Source organism: Lysinibacillus sp. NPDC094177 (assembly GCF_050279145.1).
Lineage (GTDB): Bacteria > Bacillota > Bacilli > Bacillales_A > Planococcaceae > Lysinibacillus.
Window position 1 is genome coordinate 315,519 of sequence record NZ_JBNNTW010000002.1, and the last position, 25,587, is coordinate 341,105.

A 25,587-nucleotide genomic window follows, 5' to 3' on the forward strand; every position below is an offset into this window, starting at 1 on the left:
AACAACCTAAACATTGATAATATACTATCTTGTGTGAAACTTATTCGGAGGTGCTATTAAAATGGCAGTTAAAATTCGCTTAAAACGTATGGGAGCTAAAAAATCTCCTTTCTATCGTATCGTAGTTGCAGACGCTCGTTCACCACGTGACGGTCGTTCAATCGAAACAGTTGGTACTTACAACCCACTAACTAAACCAGCTACTGTAAACATCGATGAAGAGAAAGCTCTTAAATGGTTAGCTGACGGTGCAAAACCATCAGATACAGTACGTAACTTGTTCTCAGAACAAGGTATCATGGAAAAATTCCATAACCAAAAATTCAGTAAATAATCGGGGGCGACGTCTTTGAAGCAGCTGATTGAAGCAATCGTTTTACCGTTAGTCGATTATCCAGAAGAAGTTCGTATAGAGACGGATGAAAATGCAAATCGAATTGTTTATAAACTTTTTGTTCATCCAGAGGATCGAGGGAAAGTCATAGGCAAGCAAGGGCGAGTAGCGAAAGCGATTCGTACAATTGTTTATTCAGCGGCGGGTAGTCACCATCAAAAAAAGACCTACGTCGATATATTGGATTGATAGAAAAGATTTTCACGCTCTTTTACATGCAACAAGCACAGGAGAGTCCTGATAGGTATGTTTACATGCGCTTAGGGGTTCGAAGTGGCTTTGAGGTAGAGCGTAAAATCTGGACTAAAAGGAAGGAGCTTGCCAGTTCCTTCCTTTTTTCATTATCGTAATTACATTGAGAGGTAATTGAACATAATGACATTGAGGAAGACTGGTCAACGTCTTAGCTATAACACCGTCCACCAAAGGTTAATCTGCTTCTTTAGAGGAAAGTGAGAGAATTGAAGGGGATAGGTGTGTTTTAGCATTTTTGATACGAGGTGAGATTTTAAATGGAATGGTTTAATGTAGGTCGTATTGTCAATACGCACGGTATTCGAGGTGAAGTGCGTATATTATCAACAACAGATTTCGAGGAAGAACGCTTCGCAGTAGGAATGAAGCTTGCGGCGTTTAAAAAAGACGATAAAAAGCCAACATGGGTAACAATTGAATCGATGCGTCGTCATAAAAACTTTATTTTGTTAACCTTTGAGGGAATGAATAACATCAACTTGGTTGAGCCTTTCAAAGAAGGAATGCTCAAAATTACGAAAGATCAAATGACTGATGATTTATTAGAGGAAAATGAATATTTCTTCCACGAAATAATTGGCTGTACAATTGTATCTGAAGAAGGCGAAACAATCGGAGCAATTACCGATATTCTTCAAACAGGTGCTAACGATGTATGGGTAGTTAAGGGCGCTAAAAAAGAGCATTACATCCCGTATATCGAGGACATCGTCAAGGAAATTGATATTAATGAGAAGAAAATTGTGATCCATGTAATGGAAGGCCTGTTATGATGAATATTCATGTGTTAAGTTTATTTCCTGATATGTTTACAGGCGTCTTTGGTGCATCGATATTAAAGAAAGCGCAAGAAAAAGGTGCTGTAAAGATAGAAGTAACTGATATCCGTGGATTTTCGGGTAATAAGCATAATCAAGTAGACGATTATCCGTATGGTGGTGGTGCGGGAATGGTGTTAAAACCAGAGCCGATGTTTAGCGCTGTCGAGGCCATTACTGAAGGGAAAAATCCACGTATCATTTTGATGTGTCCACAAGGTGAGCGCTTTACTCAAAAAAAAGCCGAAGAGCTAGCGCAGGAAAACGACCTAGTATTTTTATGTGGCCATTACGAAGGTTATGATGAACGCATTCGTCAGCATCTTGTCACAGATGAGATTTCAATTGGAGATTTCGTATTAACTGGTGGAGAGCTGGGGGCTATGACGGTTATAGACAGCGTTGTACGACTTCTGCCGGGGGTTTTAGGCCAAGAGGATTCTCACATACAAGATTCGTTCTCAACAGGTCTTCTAGAGCACCCACATTATACACGTCCTGCTGAATTTCGCGGAATGAAAGTACCTGATATTTTACTATCTGGCAATCACGCAAAGATTGAACAATGGCGTGAGGAAGAATCCCTGAAAAGAACATTTGAGCGTCGTCCGGATTTACTCGAGAATTATCCATTAACAGATAAGCAAAAATTGTATTTAGAAAAACTTAAAAACAACAATAAAGATGCTTGATTGCTATCTATATTTATGATAACATCTAATCTGTACTTCTATGTGAAGTACTGAATTACGGTGTTCCGCTGTGGCATAGATTGCGTGCAAGAGCATCTGTCTAAGGAGAGAAAACAATGTCAAACATTATTACAGAAATTACAAAAGCTCAGCTTCGCACTGATCTACCATCTTTCCGTCCTGGTGATACTGTTAAGGTACACGTGAAAGTAGTAGAGGGTACTCGTGAACGTATCCAAGTATACGAAGGTGTAGTAATTAAACGTCGTGGTGGCGGTATTAGCGAAACTTTCACAGTTCGTAAAATTTCTTATGGTGTAGGTGTTGAACGTACATTCCCTGTACACACACCAAAAATCGCTAACTTAGAAGTTGTACGTCGTGGTAAAGTACGTCGTGCTAAACTTTACTACCTACGTAACCTACGTGGTAAAGCTGCTCGTATTAAAGAAATTCGATAATTATGACTTAAAAGTGAGGGGCTTGTGTAACAAGCCCCTTTTCTTTTTGCTTGTCATCTTAAATAGCTATCAACTAAAATGAGGATAGACAAGGGGGGCAAATCTCGATGGAAAAACAGGTAAAGGAAAAGAATGAACTATGGGAATGGACAAAGGCACTTCTAATTGCATTTGCGATTGCAGCGATTATTCGTTATTTTTTATTTACACCCATTGCAGTAGATGGCCAATCCATGATGCCAACCCTTGAAAATGGCGACCGTATGATTGTGAATAAAATTGGTTATAAAATAGGTGAACCAAAACGCTTTGATATTGTTGTATTCCATGCTCCTGAGAAGAAAAACTATATTAAACGTGTTATTGGGCTACCAGGAGAGACTTTGGAATATAAAAATGATCAATTATACATTAACGGTGAACCGATAGACGAGCCCTATTTAGATGACTACAAATCAAAAATTACAGAAGGCACTTTAACAGAGGATTTTACATTAAAAGATATTGATGTAAACCTAGATGTAATTCCAGAAGGCTGTGTTTTCGTAATGGGAGATAATCGTCGATACAGTAAGGATAGTCGTATTATTGGAGTTGTCGATCAGAAAGAGATTATTGGTAATACAAGTCTGATTTTCTGGCCGTTTAGTGATATTAAAATTGTAAAGTAGTTCTTGAAAGGGAGGGTTAACACTCCCTTTTTCTTTTAGTTTAGGAGGTATAGATATGACTATACAATGGTTTCCAGGGCATATGGCAAAGGCCCGAAGAGAAGTAACAGAAAAATTAAAGCTCGTTGATATTATATTTGAATTAATAGATGCACGTTTACCTCTATCTTCCCGAAATCCGATGATAGATGAAGTGATTAATCAAAAACCACGTCTCCTTATCTTAAATAAATCAGATATGGCAGATGAACAAGAAACACGTAAGTGGGTTGAGTACTTTGCACAACGGGGCCATAAGGCAGTAGCGATTAATTCTCTTGAAGGCAAAGGATTACAGCAGGTTACAAAGGCTGCTCAAGAAATATTAAAAGAAAAATTTGACCGTATGAAGGCACGCGGGATGAAACCAAGAGCCATTCGTGCAATGATTGTTGGAATTCCAAACGTAGGGAAATCGACGCTAATTAATCGACTAGTAAAGAAAAATATAGCAAAAACAGGAAATACTCCAGGGGTGACTAAGGCTCAGCAATGGATAAAGGTTGGTAAAGAGCTTGAATTACTCGATACGCCAGGTATTTTATGGCCGAAGTTTGAAGATCAAGAAGTAGGATACAAATTAGCCTTAACAGGTGCTATAAAGGATACTATAACTAATATGGAGGATTTAGCTGTATATGGTCTACGCTTTTTATCCACTCATTATCCAGCACGAATGGAAGAACGCTATGGATTCCAGTTTATCCATGAAGATTTAGTTGATACCTTCGATCATATCGGTAAACTTCGTCGTGTTTTCGGTCCTGGAGGAGAAATTGATTATGATCAAGTAGCTCAACTAATCGTTCGAGATATTCGTGGGTCACAATTAGGCAAACTAACATTTGACTTTGTCGACGAACAACTTGAAAAAGAAACAGAGCAGTAATAAAGAAAACTGTCATACTCACGCCATAAATCGTGAGCATGACAGTTTTTCTTTTAGGAATACTTCTTCTTGCCGATAAATGACATAGAACGAAAAAAAGAAGCAATAAATATTTTTGAATCAATTCGGAGATTTTCAATATAACATAGGATTGATTTCCGTTCCGACTGGGCGCTTTCCAGGGTCGTTCAGCCTTCACTCCAACCAATATATGTGCAATGAATACCATTAAATGTAATTTTAAATTTTAGTGTGATTCAAAACCTGTTCTTTATAAAAAAGTATTGTTAGTATAAAAGCATATGGAGCAAAGTGTGAGCGACGAGGAGGTTCAGATCACACAAGCGCGGAAAACTTTCTCCTGAAATGAATGTACATTCAAGTACATATTTTGGTGATGAGCCATTTATATAAAAAGGGATATATATTGGGAGAGATGCCAAAGCGTTAAGGCGAATCCTCAGCTCTCTAACAAAAAACTGATAAACTACTTGAAAGAAGCATCGTGGAAACGTATTAGAACGAAAGATTAGCTATTAACTGTTAAGAACCAAAAGGGAGCAAATATATGAAAACGATTAAAGAAATTACAACAGCATTGAAGGAAGCGGAGGAATGGCAGGACTGGATGACAGGAATAGCAACTGATGAACGTGCAGGTGTGCAAAAGGCTTGGCAAAGTTGGAAAAAGCGTCAAGAAAAAAAACAACAGCTACTACAAGAACATCAAGCGAAAGTCGATTTCGATCTAAGCTACGGAGGAGAAGATACCTTAATTGCAGGGGTAGATGAAGCAGGGCGTGGACCGTTAGCAGGACCAGTAGTAACAGCTGCTGTTATTTTACCTGCAAACTGTGAGGCTCTAATCGGATTAAATGATTCAAAACAATTATCAAAGGATAAACGTAATGCCTATGCCGTTTTAATAAAAGAGCATGCATTAAGTTATTTTATCCATTTTCAACCAGCACAACAAATTGATGAATTAAATATTTACGAAGCGACAAAGCAATCGATGAAGACAAGTGTAGAATCGTTATCTATTAAACCTAATTATGTACTAGTTGATGCTATGACGCTGCCAATCTCTATTCCGCAGGATTCAATAATTAAAGGGGATGCTAAAAGCTTAGCTATTGCAGCTGCTTCAATATTGGCGAAAACGGCCCGAGACGATTATATGGATCAATTGGACAAAGAGTTCCCTATGTATGGTTTTGCTCAACATGCAGGGTATGGTACAAAGCAGCATTTAAAAGCACTTGAAGAATTCGGTCCAACCATCCATCATCGTAAGTCGTTTGAGCCAATAAAATCAATGCTTTAAGGCATTTTGAAAACATAATAGCATACAAAAAAATAAAAGGCAGATCACCAAAAGTTAGGAAGGATATTTGCTATAACGTATATTATGTGGATAAGTTGATTGGACGGAGACTGGGCGACTCCTTGGGGATCAGCAATAGAGGAACGAAAGCTAAGAGCATCATGTCCTGTGATAACGCCTTCGTGACCAACATCCTGCTGTTGCTGTCGCTTCGTTGCACTACGCTTTCGCACAGAATGCCCCCCTTTTGCTGCCGCTACGTTAGCACTTCGCTTTCGCGCAAAAAACACCTGTTGCCCCAAGCTGCTCATCAGACACCTCCAGGAAGCTCTGCTCTGCGCGAAAGCGAAGCGGAAATCAACTCTACGCTATGGTGATGAGCCAAATAAAAATAGAAGCCAATTACGCCAAGGAGTAATTGATGAAAGGAGTATGTATATGACAGCCACATCTTTTAATCCGATTCAAATGCAACAAACTGCTTTAACCTCAAATAATCAGCCACTTACTTTAAAACAAGGACAAGTATTTCAAGGAACAATTAAACAATTATATCCAGATCAAATGGCAGAAATACAAGTTGGTCATCAGAAGTTTATTGCTAAACTTGAAGTTCCGCTAAAAGCAGGTGATGCCCATTTCTTTCAAGTAACTGGTACAAGCCCACAAACAGAAGTAAAAGTTGTTACGGGTCCTATGGCGCAAACGGCTTCCCAAAGCCAACAAATCAATCAGTTACTGGAATCAATGAATTTGCCAAAAACAGCTGAAATGCAGCAACTTCTAGCTCATTTTATGAAGGAGCAGCTACCGATTTCAAAAGAGCAGCTAATGCAAGCAGAAATGTGGTTAAAGGCATTACCAGAGGGTGTTACTAAAATGGATGCCCTGCAAGCCATTCAAAAAATGGTAGAGCTTAAAATGCCAATGACAAATGATGTTTTTCAAGCTCTTATTAATGGACAAAAAACTACAGGCATGACTTCCGTAATGGAGAACTTTACACAACTTTTAGCTAAGGATATAGCTTTACCCGAAAACCTTAAACAAAATCTAATGCAACAGGTACAGGTAATTGCAAAGCCCTTTGAAGTAGAAACTGGTGGTTTAGTACTCGCTAAGTCTATACAAATATTAACTAATAATGCGGCTTCTATGAGTGAAAAGATTCAAGCCATGAATATCTTAAAGGAGGCAGGCATACTACCTCAGCAGGCAACCTTGCAAAACTGGTCAAGTCTCAGCGCTTTAAAGTCTATTCAACCAAATCAGCTTCAACAGGCTGGACAAGTTATTCAAACGATTCTAACGGCACAACCTGACAATACAAGTCAGCTTGTCGATCAGCTTAAATTATGGACAGCAAATCAAAGTTTGTTAACGAATGAACAAAAGCAGCAAATAAATCAATTTATCGATAGATTTAATAAGCTACCAGCAACTAAACAAACTCTAGAGATTTTTGCAAAACAGATGCAAGAACAACTTATAAAAGCATTTGCAGCAAATTCCTCGGAGCGACTATTTACACAAGACGCCAATGCTCTTTCAGTAAAGGACCATTTATTATCTCTTTTAAAGCATGAAGCCACTACTCCACTACAAAACGAAGCATTCATGCGAAATCTCATGAAAAATAGTGTTGAATCCCCGCAATCAATGATTCAGCAGATTGTTACGCAAGCGGATGCTCATGTGCAAAATTCTATGAACAATAAAGCAATGGAACATGCACTTAAAACGGTATTAAAAAATCTGGGGGTTAGCTATGAAGCGGCATTAAGTAATAAGTCCGCAGATTTACAGCAGATTGCACATCAATTAAAACCACAGCTGCATACATTATTGCAGGAAACACATGTTACTCCGCAGTTGAAGGAAGCTGCGGAAATGTTAATGGCACGTATGAACGGCATGCAGCTAGCATCAGGAGAGAATGGCCATCAGCACCAGCTTATTATGCAAGTACCATTGGAATTCTTCGGCAAGAAAATGGATGCAACATTACAGTGGAATGGACGCATGAAGGAAGATGGTAAAATTGATGCCAATTATGCGCGAATATTATTTTATTTACAAATGGAATCTATGAAAGAGACGGTTATTGATATGCAAGTTCAAAATCGTGTAGTTTCTGTGACAGTATTTAATGAAAATAATGATATTATTCCGCTTGCAGAACCTCTAAAAGCAGTCTTAAAAAAAGGATTAGCTGAAAAAGAGTATCAACTTTCAGGAGTTTTTATTAAACAATTTGAAAAAGCCCAACCTGAAAAAACCCCTGTAGTAGAACAGCAGGAGGAACATAGTGGGGTGGATTTACGCATATGAGTGAAGAAAAATTTACTCGAAAAGAGGCTATCGCTCTCACGTATAAGTTAGGACGTTTTGATAGTCCAACGGTAGTAGCAAAAGGAAAAGGGAAAATAGCAGAAAATATATTAGCACGCGCGAATGAGCACGATGTCCCGATTTATGAGGATCCTAACCTTGTTCAATTACTTGGACAATTAGATTTAAATGAGTCCATTCCAGAAGAATTGTACGAAGCCGTCGCTGAGGTTTTTGCATTTATTTATCGATTAGATCAACAACATGCGCAAAAATAAAGAAAAGATAGAGAATTCTGATTTTCACAAAACTCTGTTTTAGTACACTAAGTAGAATAAAACGTCATATTAAAAGATAAAAAATGAATAAAAGACAAAGTGTAGACTTTATCAGAATCTTTAGTTAGAATAGATTATGTTAGTAAAACAATTTTATGCAAATGTTTGATGGGAGGATGTATTATGAATATCCATGAATATCAAGGGAAAGAGATTCTTAGAAAATATGGTGTAGCTGTACCGAACGGAAAAGTTGCTTTTTCCCCTGATGAAGCTGTGAAAGTAGCGAAGGAACTTGGCTCTAATGTGACAGTAGTCAAGGCGCAAATTCATGCAGGTGGACGCGGTAAAGCGGGTGGGGTAAAAATCGCCAAAAACCTTGACGAAGTGCGTACATACGCAAAAGAATTATTAGGTAAAATTTTAGTGACTCATCAAACAGGTCCTGAAGGAAAAGAAGTAAAACGCTTATATATTGAAGAGGGTTCTGATATTCAAAAAGAATACTATTTAAGTTTAGTATTAGACCGCGCAACATCCCGTGTAACGATGATGGGATCTGAAGAGGGCGGTATGGATATTGAAGAAGTAGCGGAATCACATCCTGAAAAAATCTTCAAAGAAGTTGTGGATCCTGTTGTTGGGTTAACAGCTTTCCAGGCACGTCGCATGGCGTTCAATATGAATATTCCAGCTAACCTAGTAGGGAAAGCTGTTAAATTAATGTTAGGCTTGTATCAAGCATTTATCGACAAAGATGCTTCTATTGTAGAAATTAATCCACTTGTTGTAACTGGACAAGGAGAGGTTATGGCATTAGATGCTAAATTTAATTTCGATGCAAATGCGTTGTATCGTCATAAAGATATTGTCGAATTACGTGATTTTGATGAAGAAGATGCAAAGGAAATCGAAGCGTCAAAATATGACCTTAGCTATATTTCACTAGATGGTAACATTGGCTGTATGGTTAATGGAGCTGGTCTTGCGATGGCCACAATGGACACAATTAGCTATTATGGCGGAAGCCCTGCTAACTTCTTAGATGTAGGTGGCGGTGCAACGGCTGAAAAAGTAACAGAAGCTTTCAAAATTATCCTTTCTGATCCACATGTAAAAGGCATTTTCGTAAACATTTTTGGCGGAATTATGAAGTGTAACATTATTGCTGAGGGTGTTGTAACAGCTGCCAAAGAAATTGGCTTAGCTGTGCCGTTAGTTGTACGTTTAGAAGGTACAAATGTAGAACTTGGAAAAGAGATTTTAAATGCATCTGGTTTAAACATCGTTGCAGCGGATTCAATGGCTGACGGTGCACAAAAAATTGTGGGACTAGTAGGCTAAGGAAGGCAGGGAGAACAATGGCTGTATTTATTAATAAAGATACGAAGGTAATTGTACAAGGGATTACAGGCGAAACAGCGCTTTTCCATACGAAGCAAATGCTTGAGTATGGTACTAAAATTGTAGCTGGAGTAACACCAGGTAAAGGCGGTCTTGAAATCGAAGGAGTGCCTGTGTTCAATACTGTTATGGAAGCTGTAGCTGCAACAGGTGCGACAACTTCAGTTATTTATGTACCAGCTCCATTCGCAGCAGACGCTATTTTAGAGGCTGTTGATGCTGAATTAGAATTAACAATCTGTATTACTGAGCATATTCCTGTTCTTGATATGGTTAAGGTTAAACGTTATATGGAAGGTAAAAACACACGTCTAGTAGGTCCAAACTGTCCAGGTGTTATTACTGCAGATGAATGTAAGATTGGTATTATGCCTGGTTATATCCATACGAAAGGGCATGTAGGAGTTGTTTCTCGCTCTGGTACGTTAACATATGAAGCCGTACACCAATTAACACAAGCTGGTATTGGTCAAACTACAGCTGTAGGTATCGGTGGAGACCCAGTAAATGGTACAAACTTTATCGATGTTTTGGAAGCGTTCAACAACGATCCAGAAACATATGCGGTTGTTATGATTGGAGAAATTGGTGGTACAGCTGAAGAAGAAGCGGCTGAGTGGATTAAAGCGAATATGACGAAACCTGTCGTTGGCTTTATCGGAGGACAAACAGCGCCTCCAGGTAAACGTATGGGTCACGCTGGTGCTATCATTTCTGGTGGTAAAGGAACGGCCGCAGAGAAAATTAAGGCAATGAATGCTGCTGGTATTGAAGTAGCGGAAACGCCATCTGTCATTGGCGATACGCTAATTAAAGTAATAAAAGAAAAAGGGCTATACGAAAAGTGTAAAACCCATTAAAATGGAAGATGTAGCACATTGTGGCTACATCTTTTCTTTTTCCTTATTTAGACGCTGCTTAACATGGTTCTAATGAAATTTTGTTCAAGAGATGAAATTTCTAACTTCCTACTTACCTATTTTAAAAGGACCCTTCCTAAAAAAGCTGTGTCATATTGTTTATTGTTGTGAAAATTAAAAATGCGGTCATTTAATTTCTTCTATTAAAAGGAGGTTTTTAAATGATTTTTTCAGTCGATACACAGAGATTACTAGCTTTACATTATATTTACCCTTTACCACTTCAAAAACTTCAGCAATTATTGTCCCCGGTGGATATATTAAGTTATTTTGAAGAAGCGCCCCCCTATGAGATTGCAAAAGCCCTGCAAATATCATCGCGCAGTGCATTGGAAATATCCAGGAAATTCCGACAAGTTATGACATTGTCGTTTGAAGAAGCCTACGAACGGGCCGATATTTCCCCTATACCTTTTCACCATCCTTTTTACCCGGCGCAATTATTTGAAATATCCAGTCCACCTACTGTATTGTATGTGAAAGGTCGGTATTCTTTATTAACGAACGAAAAACAAGTAGCCATTATAGGCTCTAGAAAGGCTACAGCTTATACAAAGACTGCGATGGACCTAATCGTTCCACCTCTTGTTGAACACGGATATACAATTGTTAGCGGGCTTGCAAGAGGGGCAGATACTATAGCTCATGAGACTACCATAAAAGTTGGTGGTTCCACGATTGCAGTGCTTGGTCACGGGTTTAATTATATATACCCTAAAGAAAACCAGTCTCTCGCTGAGCATATGGCGGAGCATCAGTTACTTGTCACAGAGTATCCTCCATATATGAAGCCTGAGAAATGGCATTTTCCAATGCGTAACCGAATAATTAGTGGGTTGTCCAGAGCTTTAGTTGTAACCGAAGCAGCATTAAGAAGTGGAACGCTTATTACAACAGAGTATGCATTAGAGCAAGGAAAAGATGTATTTGTTGTACCTGGTCCAATTAATGCGGAGCAATCAAAAGGTACAAATAAACTACTAATAGAGGGAGCCATTCCAGTGTGCAATGGTCACGAAATCGTTGAAACACTTGCTCTCTTTTCTAACAAAAATTGAAAAAAAGTTGCATTATCTTAAAATCTGTTATACATTTTGCAACAGGTAACTTAAAAAATTAGCAATAGACCTCGCTAAGGGGGAGACATAGATGGCGGATTATTTAGTGATTGTAGAATCACCAGCGAAAGCAAAAACAATTGAACGATATTTAGGAAAAAAATATAAAGTAAAGGCGTCTATCGGGCATGTTCGTGATTTACCACGTAGCCAAATGGGCGTTAGTCCTGAAAATAATTATGAACCTAAATATATTACGATTCGTGGTAAAGGGCCTGTTTTACAGGACTTAAAGTCTGCGGCTAAAAAAGTGAAGAAAGTCTTTCTAGCGGCCGATCCAGACCGCGAGGGAGAAGCGATTGCTTGGCACCTTGCGACTGCGTTAAATATTGATATTCATTCAGATTGTCGTGTCGTTTTTAATGAAATTACAAAAGATGCGATTTTAGAATCCTTTAAAAATCCACGTCCTATTAATATGGATTTAGTAGATGCACAGCAAACACGTCGTATATTGGATAGACTTGTTGGTTATAACATTAGTCCGATTCTTTGGAAAAAGGTTAAAAAGGGATTATCAGCAGGACGAGTACAATCTGTAGCACTACGCATGATTATTGATCGTGAAAATGAAATTAAAAACTTCCAACCAGAAGAATATTGGACAATTGAAGGTTCTTTTGAAAAAGGTAAGAAAACGTTCGATGCGCTTTATTATGGTGATGGCAAAGAAAAAATTAAATTAACAAATGAAGAACAAGTAAAATCTATATTAAAAAATGTTAAAGGTACAAGCTTTGAGGTTGTCAATGTATCTAAGAAAGAACGTAAACGAAATGCAGCACCTGCTTTTACAACATCTTCTTTACAGCAAGAGGCCGCACGTAAGTTGAATTTCCGTGCTAAGAAAACGATGATGCTTGCGCAACAATTATATGAAGGTATTGATATTGGTAAAAAAGAGGGGACAGTCGGTTTAATCACGTATATGCGTACCGATTCTACACGTATTTCGGATACAGCAAAAACAGAGGCAATTGCCTACATTGAATCCAAATACGGCAAAGAATTCATCTCCACAGAGACGAAGCAGGCTAAAAAAGCATCAAATGCACAAGATGCCCATGAGGCTATTCGTCCAACTAGTACGATGCGAACTCCAGAGGAATTAAAAGCAGTGCTTAGTCGCGACCAATTGCGCTTATATCGTTTAATTTGGGAGCGCTTTATCGCGAGCCAGATGGCGCCGGCTGTACTTGATACAGTTGCTGTTGATCTACAAAATGGTGATGTTTTATTCCGTGCAAACGGCTCACAAGTTAAATTTGCGGGCTTTATGAAGCTATATATTGAGGGTACAGATGATCAAACAGAAGAAACAACCAAGCTTCTACCTGAAATGGAAGTTGGCGATCAAGTAAAATCTCTTGAAATTGAACCAAAGCAACATTTTACTCAGCCACCACCACGTTATTCAGAGGCGCGTCTTGTGAAAACAATGGAAGAGTTAGGTATAGGGCGCCCGTCCACATATGCACCGACCCTCGATACAATTCAGCGCCGTGGCTATGTCGTATTAGATGCAAAGCGATTTATGCCGACAGAGCTAGGAGAAATCGTGCATCAACTCGTACTTGAGTTTTTCCCTGATATCATAAATATCGAATTCACAGCACAAATGGAGCAAGATTTGGATCATATTGAAGAAGGCGATCGTCAGTGGAAAGAAGTTGTACATGAGTTTTATAAGGATTTTGAGGTCCATGTAAAATATGCAGATGAGGCTATGGAAAAGGTTGTTATAAAAGATGAACCGGCTGGCGAGGATTGTGAGCTTTGTGGATCACCGATGGTTTATAAGCTTGGACGATATGGGAAATTTATGGCTTGTTCAAACTTCCCAGATTGCCGTAATACAAAAGCTATTATGAAACCTATTGGCGTGAAATGTCCTTCCTGTGAAACAGGCGAAATTGTAGAAAGAAAGAGTAAAACAAAGCGTTTATTCTATGGTTGCAATCAGTACCCTGAGTGTGAATTTGTTTCTTGGGACAAGCCAATTAGTAGACCATGTCCGAAATGTAGTTCATTATTAGTAGAGAAAAAAATAAAAAAAGGTGTGCAAATTCAGTGTACGAAATGTGACTATGAAGAGACACCTACACAATGATAGAAAGATGGTAAGAACATGACTGAACAAGTAGTAAATGTAATAGGCGCAGGTCTTGCAGGTAGTGAGGCTGCTTGGCAAATTGCTAAACGTGGTGTGAAAGTTAAACTTTATGAAATGCGTCCAGTGAAGCAAACTCCGGCTCACCATACTGATAAATTTGCAGAGCTTGTTTGTTCGAACTCACTACGCGCAAATGGATTAACAAATGCCGTAGGTGTGATTAAAGAAGAAATGCGTATTTTTGATTCTGTTATTATGAAAGCAGCAGATGCATGTTCAGTTCCAGCAGGCGGTGCCTTAGCAGTAGATCGCCATGAATTTGCAGGTTATGTGACTGACGCAGTGAAAAATCACCCTCTTGTGGAAGTAATTCATGAAGAAGTCACTGAAATTCCAGAAGGCATTACTGTGATTGCCACAGGACCACTAACATCGAAAGCGTTAGCTGAAAAAATTCAGGGCTTAACAGGATTAGACTATCTATATTTCTATGATGCAGCAGCACCAATTATTGAAAAAGATAGCATTGATATGGAAAAGGTTTATTTAAAATCTCGTTACGATAAAGGGGAAGCGGCTTATTTAAACTGTCCTATGACAAAGGAAGAATTTGATCGTTTCCGTCAAGCTTTAATTGAAGCGGAGGTTGTGCCCTTAAAAGAATTTGAAAAGGAAATTTACTTTGAGGGCTGTATGCCTATCGAAGTAATGGCTGCTCGCGGGGAGAAAACAATGTTATTTGGACCGATGAAGCCGGTTGGTCTAGAAGATCCAAAAACAGGGAAACGACCATATTCTGTAGTTCAATTACGTCAAGATGATGCAGCAGGAACTCTTTACAATATCGTTGGCTTCCAAACACATTTAAAATGGGGACCACAAAAAGAAGTATTGCAATTAATTCCGGGATTAGAGAATGTTGAAATCGTTCGTTATGGAGTAATGCATAGAAATACGTTCATTAATTCGCCAAAGGTTCTAGAGAAAACTTATCAGCTTCGTGAGCAAAAAAATATTTTCTTTGCTGGCCAAATGACAGGTGTCGAAGGATATGTTGAATCTGCTGGTAGTGGATTGATTGCTGGTATTAATGCAGCTCGATTCGTATTAGGACAAGAACCAATTATCTTCCCATTTGAAACGGCGTTAGGAAGTATGGCGCGTTATATAACAGAAGCACAATCGAAAAACTTCCAGCCAATGAACGTCAACTTCGGAATTTTCCCAGAACTACCGCCAGGTCGTCGTTCAAAACCAGAGCGCGCAGAGATGCATGCTACACGCGCAATAAGCGCAATTCGTAATTTTGTGAATTCACAAACAATTTAATTGCAAAAAGCCTCTAAAAGTTGATATACTCTTAGAGGCTTTTTCTTTTTTGTATAAAAAATGCTAATTTACACGTATTTTATTATTTTGTATGAAGATTTTCTCAAAATATAAACATTTTCACTTGCTATATGATGAAGATAGGTATAGTGTCAGTATGTATGTTTATCTTCATTAACGATACCCAAAGTGACAAACTAAAGGGGATAAACAAAATAGTACATTCTTTTAATGGCAAGTGTAAGTAATTTGGGCTCATTACCCAACGTTGAGGATGACATTTGTTAGAACATATGCCATGTATATAAATTGATTGGAGTGCTGGCTGAGGGACTCCTTGGGAAATAGCGTCATAGATTAGACCTTGGAGAGAGCAAGTAGAAGAACGGAGGCTAAATGCATCACGTTCTGATTACCCCTTCGTGACCAACATCATTTGGCCCAAGCGGCTCATCGGACGCCCTACAGGAAAGCGCCTAGTCAGAACGGAAATCAACCCCACGTTATGGTGATAGGCCGTAATTTGAGAAGGTTATCAATAATTCGTTGGTGGTGAATCCTTAAATGTTAGTTTCGTCCCAAGAAGCACTTGAACAGTTCATGCTTTACATCCAGGTTGAAAAAAACTTCTCTGTTCATACGGTGCGAGAATATGAATCGGATTTACTAGATTTCTTAGCATTTTTGCAGTCGGAAGGCGTAAATGATTTAGCTAGTGTTGAGTATATACATGCACGTCTTTATGTAACGAAGTTGTACGATGAAAAGAGAGCAAGATCATCTGTATCAAGGAAAATCTCCTCAATACGCTCCTTCTTTCGCTTTCTAAATAGACAGTACGGATTAGATGATGGGGCGTTTCGATCACTTTATCATCCAAAAAAAGAATCACGCTTACCTAGTTTTTTCTACGAAGAGGAATTGAAGCAGCTATTTGATGCAAATGTTGGCGATGATTTGAAATCATTAAGAAATACGGCTATATTAGAGCTGTTATACGCAACAGGTATTCGTGTAAGCGAGCTCACCTCAATTCAAGTAGAAGATGTTGATTTCCATTATTCAATTATTAGGGTAATGGGGAAAGGGCGAAAAGAACGAATTATTCCATTCGGGCAATTTGCGAGCTTAGCTATGCAGGAATACATAGAACAAGCTCGTCCACGATTGATGAAAAAAACAAGTCATCAGCAATTGTTTGTCAACATGCGCGGTGGGGAACTTACTCCTCGAGGTGTACGTCATATTTTAACTGAAATGATTGACAAGGCCTCGCTCCATACGAAAATATATCCACATATGCTTCGCCATACTTTTGCCACACATTTATTGAATAATGGCGCAGATTTACGTACGGTGCAGGAGTTATTAGGCCACGCTCATTTAACTTCTACACAAGTTTATACACATGTGACAAAAGAGCATCTTCGTCAAACATATATGAATGCTCATCCAAGGGCATAATAGAGCTAAGGAGGAAGGCAAATGGGACAAATTCATGCGACAACGATATTTGCAGTTCATCATAATGGAGGTTGCGCTATGGCAGGTGATGGTCAAGTAACCCTAGGGAATGCGGTTGTAATGAAGGGCACAGCAAGGAAGGTCAGACGTCTGTTTAATGGGCAGGTACTTGCTGGATTTGCAGGATCGGTTGCCGATGCTTTTACACTTTTTGAAATGTTTGAAGGAAAGTTAAATGAATACAATGGCAACTTACAACGTGCAGCAGTAGAAGTTGCCAAACAATGGCGCGGTGATAAAATGCTGCGTCAATTAGAGGCCATGCTACTTGTAATGGATAAAAGTACGCTCCTTCTTGTTTCGGGTACGGGAGAAGTAATTGAACCGGATGATGGAGTTTTGGCAATTGGTTCGGGAGGTAATTATGCATTATCAGCAGGACGTGCTCTGAAAAAATATGCGGGTGATACAATGTCTGCTCGCGAAATTGCAGAAGCAGCATTAGAAACCGCTGCTGAGATTTGTGTGTTTACGAATCATAATATTATCGTGGAGGCGCTTAACTAATGACACAAAATAATTTAACGCCAAGACAAATTACTGAGCATTTGGATCGTTATATCGTTGGACAAAATGAAGCGAAGCGAGCGGTAGCTATTGCATTACGTAATCGATATCGTCGCTCACTATTAAGTGATGAGATGAAGGCTGAAGTAATTCCGAAAAATATTTTGATGATTGGACCTACAGGTGTCGGAAAAACTGAAATTGCCAGAAGAATTGCAAAGCTAACGAATGCACCATTTGTGAAAGTAGAAGCAACGAAGTTTACAGAAGTAGGGTACGTTGGACGTGACGTAGAGTCAATGGTACGTGATGTAGTAGAAGCTTCTCATCGTCTTGTAAAAGAAGAGATGATGGAGTCTGTGAAGGACCAAGCGGAAGAATTAGCAAACGAAGCTATAGTTAAACTATTGGTTCCTTCCTTACGAAAAAAACAGTCCATGCAAAATCCATTTGAAATGTTATTTGGTGGGAAAGAACAGCAAGGCAATGACGATTCCTCAGAAGAAACTGAAGTACGCTCCAAACGTGCGCAAATCGCTATCGATTTACGTAACGGTAAATTAGAAAATGAATGGGTTACAGTTGAAGTAACGGAACAAAATCCTTCTATTTTTGATGCGTTACAAGGAACGGGCATGGATATGTCTGCAAACAGTGGTATGCAAGATATGCTATCTAGTTTGATGCCTAAAAAGCAGAAGAAACGCCGTGTTCAAGTGAAAGATGCGCGCCGTATTTTAACAATCGAGGAAGCAAGTAAGCTCATAGATGCAGATGAAGTTGCACAAGAAGCTATTTCAAGAGCCGAACAGTCAGGTATTATTTTTATTGATGAAATTGATAAAATCGCTAGTAAGGAAGGTAACTCTTCTGCAAATGTATCACGTGAGGGTGTACAACGCGATATTCTGCCAATCGTTGAAGGCTCTACTGTAACGACGAAGTATGGTGCTGTAAAAACAGACTTTATGCTTTTCGTTGCTGCTGGAGCATTTCATATGTCAAAGCCGTCAGATTTAATTCCAGAATTGCAAGGTCGATTCCCGATTCGAGTAGAGCTTGAAAAATTAACGAAACAAGATTTTGTACGTATTTTGCAAGAGCCAGACCAATCACTTATTCTGCAATACAAAGCATTATTAGAAACAGAGGGTGTGGAAATAAGCTTTACGGAAGACGCGATTGAAAGAATTGCAGAAATTGCAACCGAGGTCAATCAGGAGACTGATAATATTGGAGCTCGACGTTTACACACAATTTTAGAACGCTTGCTGGAAGAGTTATCGTTTGAGGCTGCTGAAATTGCGCCTGCAAATATTCCGATTACAGCTGCATATGTAGATCAAAAACTTGCAGGTATAGTAAAAAACAAAGATTTGTCACAGTTTATATTGTAAGATAAGGCTGAATAGTTTCATTCAGTTGTGAAAACCTTTAGAATATTAAGTAAATACTCTTCGGATTATTTATAGGAGGAACATATAATGAATTTATTAGAAAAAACACGTAAAATTAACTCGATGCTCCAAGCATCTGCTGGTAAGCCAGTAAACTTTAAAGAAATGGCAGATACATTAGGGGATATCATAGACAGTAATGTTTATATTGTAAGCCGTAAAGGGAAGCTTTTAGGCATTTCAATTCACCAACAAATTGAAAACGAACGTATGAAAAAGATGTTCGAAGAGCGTCAATTCCCAGAAGAATATACACATAGCTTGTTTACAATTTCTGAAACTTCTTCAAACTTAGATATCAATGACGAACATACTGCTTTCCCAGTTGAAAACAAAGAGCTATTCCAAAACGCATTAACAACGATTGTTCCGATTGTTGGTGGTGGTGAGCGTCTAGGTACATTAATTCTTGCTCGTTTATCTTCACAATTTGAGGATGATGATTTAATTTTAGCTGAGTATGGTGCAACAGTAGTTGGTATGGAAATTTTACGTGAAAAATCTGAGGAAATTGAAGAAGAAGCTCGTAGCAAAGCTGTTGTACAAATGGCAATTAATTCTCTTTCATACAGTGAGTTAGAGGCAATTGAACATATCTTTGAAGAGCTTGATGGACATGAAGGCTTACTTGTTGCTTCGAAAATTGCAGACCGTGTAGGTATTACACGTTCAGTAATCGTAAACGCATTACGTAAACTAGAATCTGCAGGTGTAATTGAATCTCGTTCTTTAGGTATGAAAGGTACTTACATTAAAGTACTGAACGATAAATTCTTAAATGCATTAGCTGAGATTAAAATGAAATAATAATAAAACGTTCTTTTGGAACGGCGTAAGGCATCTGGAATAAATTTGTTCCAGATGCCTTTTTTGTGTTAAATAAAACAAAAAAATGAAATCCTTGTAAATGTTGTGCTCTGCCAGGCTTCTTGCTTTCCTGTGGGTGAGCGTTGAGCCCATTCCTCCTACGTTAGTATTGTACTTTCAAACAGAGATAAATATTATTGCTGAAATTTCGATTTTATCACTATAAATATGAGTGAGTGATATTCTAGAAAGATACGAATTAAGCAAGTGGGTTGATTGTTGTGTAGACTGAACTTCTGCTTGGGGATTACAGTGCCACAAAGGAGATCCTTGAGTGAGTCAGTCGGTGAAGGAACAAAGTCTAAAAGCATCTCGTCCTGTGGTAACGCCTTCGTGACCAACATCATTTTGGTCCGAGCGGTTCATCTGACGCCCCTGGGAGTGCGATTAGTCGGAATGGGAATTACTCTTCGTTTTGTCGAAGGGGATACTTTATTAAATATGATTTCTAAATTTCATGAGTAACATGAAGGCATCTTGAATAATTTTATTCCAAATGCCTTTTTGAACTTTTTCGTAATTCGACGAGGATTCGACGGAGTTCACGGCTGATTTACATTGCTTCAATTAAGTCAAACTATGATATAGTACTAAATAGGGGGGAGGATTCATCTATGTTTTAATTCTTTTCCTTATTTTTGATAGGTAAGTTTTTAACCCTCGTGGAGGCTATCATTATTGCTTTCTCCCTAAATTAGATTTTTAGAATATGCGCTACTATTAGTACAAATGTAAAAATCGTATGCTCCAATTGGTACTTGTTAAGACTGTCTTGAAATATCCCTCAGGAAAATCATGGGATATTTCTAGCTTGAATTGAAATAGTAAAAAGGAACTCTAATTTAGACAGTGTGTCTACTGATTATGTTGAAAAAAAGGAAAAAAACCAATATAAAATCGTAAACACTGTCGAAATAGTGTAAATTGACTAGAAAGAAGATGAATTGCCGCGAACCCAGTCAGCGCAAGGGATGCGGAAGTATTGTCCTGGTTAATTGGGAAGAAAAATAGGGCGTATATACTAGTAAAAAGTGACAAAAGACAATAGACACTACGTATCATCTTAATTACAATTGTATTATTGGATAAAATAAGAAGTACATAAAATGAGGTGAAGGTTTTGGATTTGTTTGGAGGAACTATTAGTAGCCTGGAAAAAGGACTTTCCTATGCAACTTTGAATCATAAAACAATCGCTAATAACATTGCGAATGTCGATACGCCGAACTATAAGGCGAAAAGTGTAAGTTTTAAAGATATGTTGGAGAATGAGAAACAAATGTCAATTTCGGCATATCGTACTGATAATAGACATTATGATTTCGCGATTCGACAATCAACGCCTGGTGTGTATAATATTGATGGTTTACGTTATCGAAATAATGGTAACGCCGTAGATATGGATGCTGAACAGACGAAATTAGCAGAAAATCAAATTTATTATAATGCACTAGTTGAACGTATGAACGGTAAGTTAAATACATTAAATACGGTTATTAAAGGAGGAAGGTAATAGATGTCTATTTTTCATGGAATGAATACCACTGCCTCAGCTTTAACAGCACAGCGTTTACGATTGGATGTCATTTCTTCAAATATGGCAAACATGGATTCAACACGTTCTAGACAAGTGAATGGGGAGTGGGAACCATACCGCCGGAAGTCTGTAACGTTATCAGCGCAAGAAGGACAGTTTTCAAAGTTCTTTAATGTCGCACTTGGTAAAAACGCAAAAAGTGGCGTTGGCAACGGCGTAAAAGTTACACAAATAAAAGAAGATAGAGAAACACCTTTCAAACTTGTGTATGATCCAACTCATCCAGATGCAAACGCAGATGGCTATGTAAATATGCCAAATGTAGATCCATTGAAAGAAATGGTAGATTTAATGTCAGCAACTCGTTCTTACGAGGCAAACATAACGGTATTGAATGCAAATAAATCAATGCTGACAAAGGCTTTAGAGCTTGGGAAATAATAAGTAGAAAGGAAGATACATAATGCCAATTTCGTCCGTTTCACAAATGACACCTATGCAGGTTGTAAATGAAACAAAAAAACTTAACACGACACCTTATGAAGCACAACAAAGCTTTGCGAACTCGTTAAAAGAGGCAATATCGAAAGTTAATGATCAACAAATTACTTCTGATAATCTTACTCAAAAGTTAATTAATGGTGGAGATGTAGAGTTGCACGAAGTGATGATTGCATCACAAAAAGCGAGCATTACATTAAATGCAACAATTGAAGTTCGCAATAAGGTGATTGAAGCTTACCAAGAAATAATGCGAATGAGTGTCTAACTTTATTTGAACAAGTGATACATTCACTATTGAAGTAAAGAATATATCCTATAATTTCAACTTTTTGAATGAATGTTTAAAGGTTCATTACCAAAAGTTTGGGATAACATTTGTTAAAACGTATGCCATGTATATAAAGTTGATTGGAATGAAGGCTGGGCGACTCCTTGGGGATCAGCGTTACAGATGAGATCCCGGCACGAGCACTTAGGGGAACTAAGGCTAAAAGTATCACGTCCTGTGATAACGCCTTCGTGACCAACATCGTGTTGCTGCCGCTTCGCTAGCACTACGCTTTCGCGCAAAAAACATCTGTTGGCTCAAGCGGTTCTTTGGAGGCCCCAGGAAAGCGCCCAGTCGGAACGGAAATCAACTCGTTATGGTGGTGATATGGTGATAATGAATGAATGTTATGGGATATCACTGTTTTCGCGAATTATTAGATGGATAGGTTATTCACTATAACCGGAGGATTCATAATGAATGAACGATTGACGAAAATAAAAAACGACACCAGCCAATTTTGGACAAGTCGTAGTAAAAAACAAAAAATTGTAATGATTGGTTCAGTATTAGGGGTTATAGCACTTGCTACCTTTATTACACTTTTTGCTACAAAAACTACATATGTACCACTTTATAAGGATTTATCGACGAGAGAAATCGGTCAAGTGAAGGAAGCGTTGGACTCCCAAGGTGTAAAGTATGAAATTGCACCAGGAGGGACATCAATTTTAGTACCTGATGATCAAGTAGATTCATTGTTAGTGCAATTGGCATCGGAAGGATATCCGCAAACAGGATCGATTGATTACTCTTTTGCAAATAGCTCTGGGTTTGGTATGACAGATAATGAATTTAATCTGTTGAAAAAAGCAGCAACTGAAACAGAAGTTGCAAAACTCATTAAAAATCTAGATGGTGTAAAAGATGCAAAGGTAATGATCAACGTTCCAGAAGAGGGAGTTTTCTTAAAGGATGTTAAAGAAGAAGCGACAGCATCTATTGTTTTGAATACTGACCCCGGCTATAAATTTACAGAACAACAAATTGCGACTATGTACAATTTAGTAGCAAAAAGTGTTCCAAATTTAAATACGGATAATATTGTTATTTCTAACCAGTTTTCTGAGTACTTTGATCTACATGCTGCAACAACTGATGGAACTTCAACAACGACAGCAGAAGGTCAGTTACAAGCGAAGAAATTGATTGAGCGTGACCTACAACGACAAGTTCAGAGTATGCTAGGTACACTTATGGGACAAGACAAAGTAGTAGTTTCTGTGACAACAGACATCGATTTCAAAAAAGAAAATCGTGAAGAAAAACTAGTTACGCCGGTTGACGTAGAGAATATGGCAGGAATAGCTATAAGTGCTCAACGTATTTCAGAACAATACTCTGGTACAGGAGCTGCAGCTACTGGTACACCTGAAGCTGAAACGACGACAGATAACTTCACAACGTATAACGAAGGTGCAAATGGTAACGGGGATTACGAAAAAACTGAAGAGACAATTAATAATGAAGTAAACCGTATAAACAAAGAAATTCAAGAGGCACCATATAAAATTCAAGATATGGGTATCCAAGTAATTGTTGAACCACCGACAGCCACTGACGCGGGAACGTTACCAAATGGGGTCCAAGAGGATATCCAGAAAATTTTAAGTACTATTGTTCGTACGACGATTTCTAAAGATGTAGCAGCTGAACTCACTCAACAGCAAATCGATGAAAAAGTAGCCGTATCAGTGCATCCTTTAAATGGTAAAGCGACAGAGACAGCTAGCGAAAAATCTGTTATTCCATGGTGGGTTTGGGTAATCGGCGGCATATTACTAGCTGTAATATTATTGCTTGCATTCTTCATTATCCGTTCACGTAAACGTGCGCAGGAAGAAGAAGAACTTAGTATCCTAGATGAACAAGAAGAACTAATGATTGAAGATATTAATGAAGAAATTGAAACGGAAGCTACAATGCGTCGTAAGCAGCTTGAAAAAATGGCAAAAGATAAGCCAGACGATTTTGCGAAGTTACTGCGTAGTTGGATTGCGGAAGACTAACTAGGAGGTTCGACTGTGTCCAAGAAAGATAAAGAATTAACCGGAAAACAAAAGGCCGCTCTCTTGTTAATTTCATTGGGGCCTGAGGTTTCAGCTTCTGTTTATAAACATTTAACAGAAGAGGAAATTGAACGTTTAACATTAGAGATTTCAAGCGTTAAAAAAGTAGAAGCAAATGTTAAAGAGGAAATTATTGAAGAATTCCACAACATTGCACTTGCGCAAGATTATATTACACAAGGTGGTATTGGTTACGCGAAGACAGTATTGGAGAAAGCACTTGGTGTAGAGCAGGCGCAAACAATTATTAATCGTCTAACATCTTCTTTACAAGTGCGTCCCTTTGACTTTGCACGTAGAGCTGATCCAGCACAAATTTTTAACTTTATTCAAAATGAACATCCACAAACAATTGCCCTTATTCTATCTTATTTAGAAGCAGGGCAAGCGGGTGTTATTTTATCTTCATTGCCACAGGAAGTACAGGCGGATATTGCTAAACGTATAGCCGTAATGGAATCAACTTCACCAGAAGTTATTAGTGAAATTGAATCTGTTTTAGAACGTAAATTATCATCAACTGTGACACAGGATTACACGGAAACGGGTGGCGTTGATGCAGTTGTTGAAGTGTTAAATGGTGTAGACCGACAAACAGAAAAAACGATTCTCGATGCACTCGAAATTCAAGATCCAGAGCTTGCAGAAGAAATCAAAAAACGTATGTTTGTATTTGAGGATATTGTTACACTCGACAACCGTTCGATTCAACGTGTTATTCGTGATTGTGAAAATGAAGACTTACTGCTTTCAATGAAAGTTTCAAGTGAAGAAGTAAAAGATATTATTTTCCGCAATATGTCACAACGTATGGCTGATACATTTAAGGAAGAAATGGAAATTATGGGGCCTGTACGTTTACGTGACGTAGAGGAAGCGCAATCTCGAATTGTTGCGGTTATTCGTCGCCTAGAGGATGCTGGTGAGATTATTATTGCACGTGGTGGAGGAGATGACGTCATTGTCTAGAATCATCCGTTCTGTATATACACAGTCCAATGGCGATCATGTCAAAAAGATTCAAATTCGTGACATGTTTGAGATGCATGAGGTGGAAAATGGAGAAGTTTCACCTCAAAAACAAATTACTATAGAAGAAGTGCTAGAAGAGCGTGATCGTTTACTTGCAGAGGCTAGAGCTACTTTACAGGCTGAACGTGAGGCTTTTGAACAAGAGAAGCAAATGTTATTTCAGGAAATTGAGCATTTAAAGCAAGATTGGGAAGAAGAACGACCTAATCGAGTGCAAGAGGCCTATGATGAAGGATTTGGTCAAGGCTATGAGGATGGGACAAACAAAGCTAATGAAGCGATGGCACAATCCCTCCAAACAGCCAATGAAATAATCATTCATGCGAGGGAGAATGCCCGTAAATATATCGAAGATCAGGAATCAATTATTTTAGAACTAGGCTTAACCGCAGCAGAACGAATTATTGATGCATCTTTAGAGCGAGACAATGAATTATTTGTTTCAATCGTTCGTAGAGGGCTTAAAGAAGCGAGAGAAATGAAAGAAATAAAAATTTACGTTTCACCTACCTACTATGCACTGATTACATCTAATCGAGATGAACTGGCTGAAATGTTCCCAACTGACGTACCATTTATGATTTTTGTAAATGAGGATTTAGAAAATGAAACAGAGTGCTATATTGAAACAAATTATGGCCGTATTGTTGTAAGTATTGATGAGCAATTAAATGAACTAAGATTGAAGCTACATGAAATATTAGAAAGTAAGGAATGATCTAG

General features: G+C 38.4%; 26 protein-coding genes. 25 read left to right on the top strand and 1 reads right to left on the bottom strand.

Annotated elements, in window-relative coordinates; genetic code table 11:
- Positions 1-61 precede the first annotated feature (61 nt).
- The 8 genes from rpsP (at position 62) to ACQKNC_RS05060 (ending at position 5,546) form a co-directional block, all read left to right on the top strand.
- Positions 62-334 carry a 30S ribosomal protein S16 gene (rpsP, locus tag ACQKNC_RS05025; RefSeq protein ID WP_427423768.1) on the top strand — a complete coding sequence of 91 codons (273 nt, stop codon included), beginning with the start codon at positions 62-64 and terminating at the stop codon, positions 332-334.
- A gap of 15 nt (positions 335-349) precedes the next feature.
- Entirely contained in the window at positions 350-583 is a 234-nt protein-coding gene (locus ACQKNC_RS05030) for a KH domain-containing protein (RefSeq protein ID WP_004269410.1), read from the top strand.
- Positions 584-906: 323 nt separating this feature from the next.
- Positions 907-1,422, top strand: coding sequence for a ribosome maturation factor RimM (gene rimM / locus ACQKNC_RS05035; protein ID WP_427423769.1), 516 nt, complete (start codon positions 907-909; stop codon positions 1,420-1,422).
- Complete coding sequence (gene trmD / locus ACQKNC_RS05040) at positions 1,422-2,159, top strand: tRNA (guanosine(37)-N1)-methyltransferase TrmD (protein WP_427423931.1); 738 nt, start codon at positions 1,422-1,424, stop codon at positions 2,157-2,159. Before rimM ends, trmD begins: the two co-directional genes overlap by 1 nt.
- A gap of 116 nt (positions 2,160-2,275) precedes the next feature.
- Complete coding sequence (rplS, locus tag ACQKNC_RS05045; RefSeq protein ID WP_402777889.1) at positions 2,276-2,620, top strand: 50S ribosomal protein L19; 345 nt, start codon at positions 2,276-2,278, stop codon at positions 2,618-2,620.
- A gap of 107 nt (positions 2,621-2,727) precedes the next feature.
- A complete protein-coding gene (gene lepB / locus ACQKNC_RS05050; RefSeq protein WP_427423770.1) occupies positions 2,728-3,291 on the top strand; it encodes a signal peptidase I in 564 nt (187 codons plus the stop codon).
- A gap of 55 nt (positions 3,292-3,346) precedes the next feature.
- Positions 3,347-4,219 (top strand): ribosome biogenesis GTPase YlqF, encoded by an 873-nt coding sequence (gene ylqF / locus ACQKNC_RS05055; RefSeq protein WP_427423771.1) that lies wholly within the window; start codon positions 3,347-3,349, stop codon positions 4,217-4,219.
- Positions 4,220-4,787: 568 nt separating this feature from the next.
- Positions 4,788-5,546 carry a ribonuclease HII gene (locus ACQKNC_RS05060; protein WP_427423772.1) on the top strand — a complete coding sequence of 253 codons (759 nt, stop codon included), beginning with the start codon at positions 4,788-4,790 and terminating at the stop codon, positions 5,544-5,546.
- Between the two features lie 44 nt (positions 5,547-5,590).
- On the opposite strand, the gene ACQKNC_RS05065 is transcribed toward ACQKNC_RS05060, so the two are convergent.
- Positions 5,591-5,857: a hypothetical protein gene (locus tag ACQKNC_RS05065; RefSeq protein WP_427423773.1), complete on the bottom strand. Its 267-nt coding sequence runs from the start codon at positions 5,855-5,857 to the stop codon at positions 5,591-5,593.
- Between the two features lie 127 nt (positions 5,858-5,984).
- Here ACQKNC_RS05065 and ACQKNC_RS05070 point away from each other — a divergent pair, with 127 nt between their 5' ends.
- From ACQKNC_RS05070 to fliH, 17 genes are all read left to right on the top strand, one after another.
- Positions 5,985-7,877 carry a hypothetical protein gene (locus tag ACQKNC_RS05070; protein WP_427423774.1) on the top strand — a complete coding sequence of 631 codons (1,893 nt, stop codon included), beginning with the start codon at positions 5,985-5,987 and terminating at the stop codon, positions 7,875-7,877.
- Positions 7,874-8,155, top strand: coding sequence for an EscU/YscU/HrcU family type III secretion system export apparatus switch protein (locus ACQKNC_RS05075; RefSeq protein ID WP_427423775.1), 282 nt, complete (start codon positions 7,874-7,876; stop codon positions 8,153-8,155). Before ACQKNC_RS05070 ends, ACQKNC_RS05075 begins: the two co-directional genes overlap by 4 nt.
- Before the next feature lie 183 nt (positions 8,156-8,338).
- Positions 8,339-9,499, top strand: coding sequence for an ADP-forming succinate--CoA ligase subunit beta (sucC, locus tag ACQKNC_RS05080; RefSeq protein WP_427423776.1), 1,161 nt, complete (start codon positions 8,339-8,341; stop codon positions 9,497-9,499).
- 17 nt (positions 9,500-9,516) lie between these two features.
- Positions 9,517-10,419 (top strand): succinate--CoA ligase subunit alpha, encoded by a 903-nt coding sequence (gene sucD / locus ACQKNC_RS05085; protein WP_427423777.1) that lies wholly within the window; start codon positions 9,517-9,519, stop codon positions 10,417-10,419.
- Positions 10,420-10,640: 221 nt separating this feature from the next.
- Entirely contained in the window at positions 10,641-11,537 is an 897-nt protein-coding gene (gene dprA, locus ACQKNC_RS05090) for a DNA-processing protein DprA (protein ID WP_427423778.1), read from the top strand.
- Between the two features lie 91 nt (positions 11,538-11,628).
- A complete protein-coding gene (topA, locus tag ACQKNC_RS05095) occupies positions 11,629-13,707 on the top strand; it encodes a type I DNA topoisomerase (protein WP_427423779.1) in 2,079 nt (692 codons plus the stop codon).
- An 18-nt stretch (positions 13,708-13,725) separates the two neighbouring features.
- Complete coding sequence (trmFO, locus tag ACQKNC_RS05100; protein ID WP_427423780.1) at positions 13,726-15,039, top strand: FADH(2)-oxidizing methylenetetrahydrofolate--tRNA-(uracil(54)-C(5))-methyltransferase TrmFO; 1,314 nt, start codon at positions 13,726-13,728, stop codon at positions 15,037-15,039.
- A 564-nt stretch (positions 15,040-15,603) separates the two neighbouring features.
- Positions 15,604-16,503 (top strand): tyrosine recombinase XerC, encoded by a 900-nt coding sequence (xerC, locus tag ACQKNC_RS05105; protein ID WP_427423781.1) that lies wholly within the window; start codon positions 15,604-15,606, stop codon positions 16,501-16,503.
- A gap of 21 nt (positions 16,504-16,524) precedes the next feature.
- On the top strand, positions 16,525-17,070 hold the full coding sequence (hslV, locus tag ACQKNC_RS05110; protein WP_049668432.1) for an ATP-dependent protease subunit HslV: 546 nt from the start codon (positions 16,525-16,527) through the stop codon (positions 17,068-17,070).
- A complete protein-coding gene (gene hslU, locus ACQKNC_RS05115) occupies positions 17,070-18,467 on the top strand; it encodes an ATP-dependent protease ATPase subunit HslU (protein ID WP_427423782.1) in 1,398 nt (465 codons plus the stop codon). The genes hslV and hslU overlap by 1 nt, the downstream gene beginning before the upstream one ends.
- An 87-nt stretch (positions 18,468-18,554) precedes the next feature.
- The gene (gene codY, locus ACQKNC_RS05120) at positions 18,555-19,334 is read left to right on the top strand and encodes a GTP-sensing pleiotropic transcriptional regulator CodY (RefSeq protein WP_049668434.1); all 780 of its coding nucleotides are present in this window, start codon (positions 18,555-18,557) and stop codon (positions 19,332-19,334) included.
- Positions 19,335-20,514: 1,180 nt separating this feature from the next.
- Entirely contained in the window at positions 20,515-20,907 is a 393-nt protein-coding gene (flgB, locus tag ACQKNC_RS05125; RefSeq protein ID WP_427423783.1) for a flagellar basal body rod protein FlgB, read from the top strand.
- Positions 20,908-20,910: 3 nt separating this feature from the next.
- Positions 20,911-21,372, top strand: a complete 462-nt coding sequence (gene flgC / locus ACQKNC_RS05130) for a flagellar basal body rod protein FlgC (protein WP_427423784.1) — start codon at positions 20,911-20,913, stop codon at positions 21,370-21,372.
- A 22-nt stretch (positions 21,373-21,394) separates the two neighbouring features.
- On the top strand, positions 21,395-21,700 hold the full coding sequence (fliE, locus tag ACQKNC_RS05135) for a flagellar hook-basal body complex protein FliE (RefSeq protein WP_427423785.1): 306 nt from the start codon (positions 21,395-21,397) through the stop codon (positions 21,698-21,700).
- A 479-nt stretch (positions 21,701-22,179) separates the two neighbouring features.
- A complete protein-coding gene (gene fliF / locus ACQKNC_RS05140; RefSeq protein ID WP_427423786.1) occupies positions 22,180-23,772 on the top strand; it encodes a flagellar basal-body MS-ring/collar protein FliF in 1,593 nt (530 codons plus the stop codon).
- A 15-nt stretch (positions 23,773-23,787) separates the two neighbouring features.
- The gene (gene fliG / locus ACQKNC_RS05145; RefSeq protein WP_427423787.1) at positions 23,788-24,801 is read left to right on the top strand and encodes a flagellar motor switch protein FliG; all 1,014 of its coding nucleotides are present in this window, start codon (positions 23,788-23,790) and stop codon (positions 24,799-24,801) included.
- Entirely contained in the window at positions 24,794-25,582 is a 789-nt protein-coding gene (fliH, locus tag ACQKNC_RS05150) for a flagellar assembly protein FliH (RefSeq protein ID WP_427423788.1), read from the top strand. Before fliG ends, fliH begins: the two co-directional genes overlap by 8 nt.
- Positions 25,583-25,587: the final 5 nt, after the last annotated feature.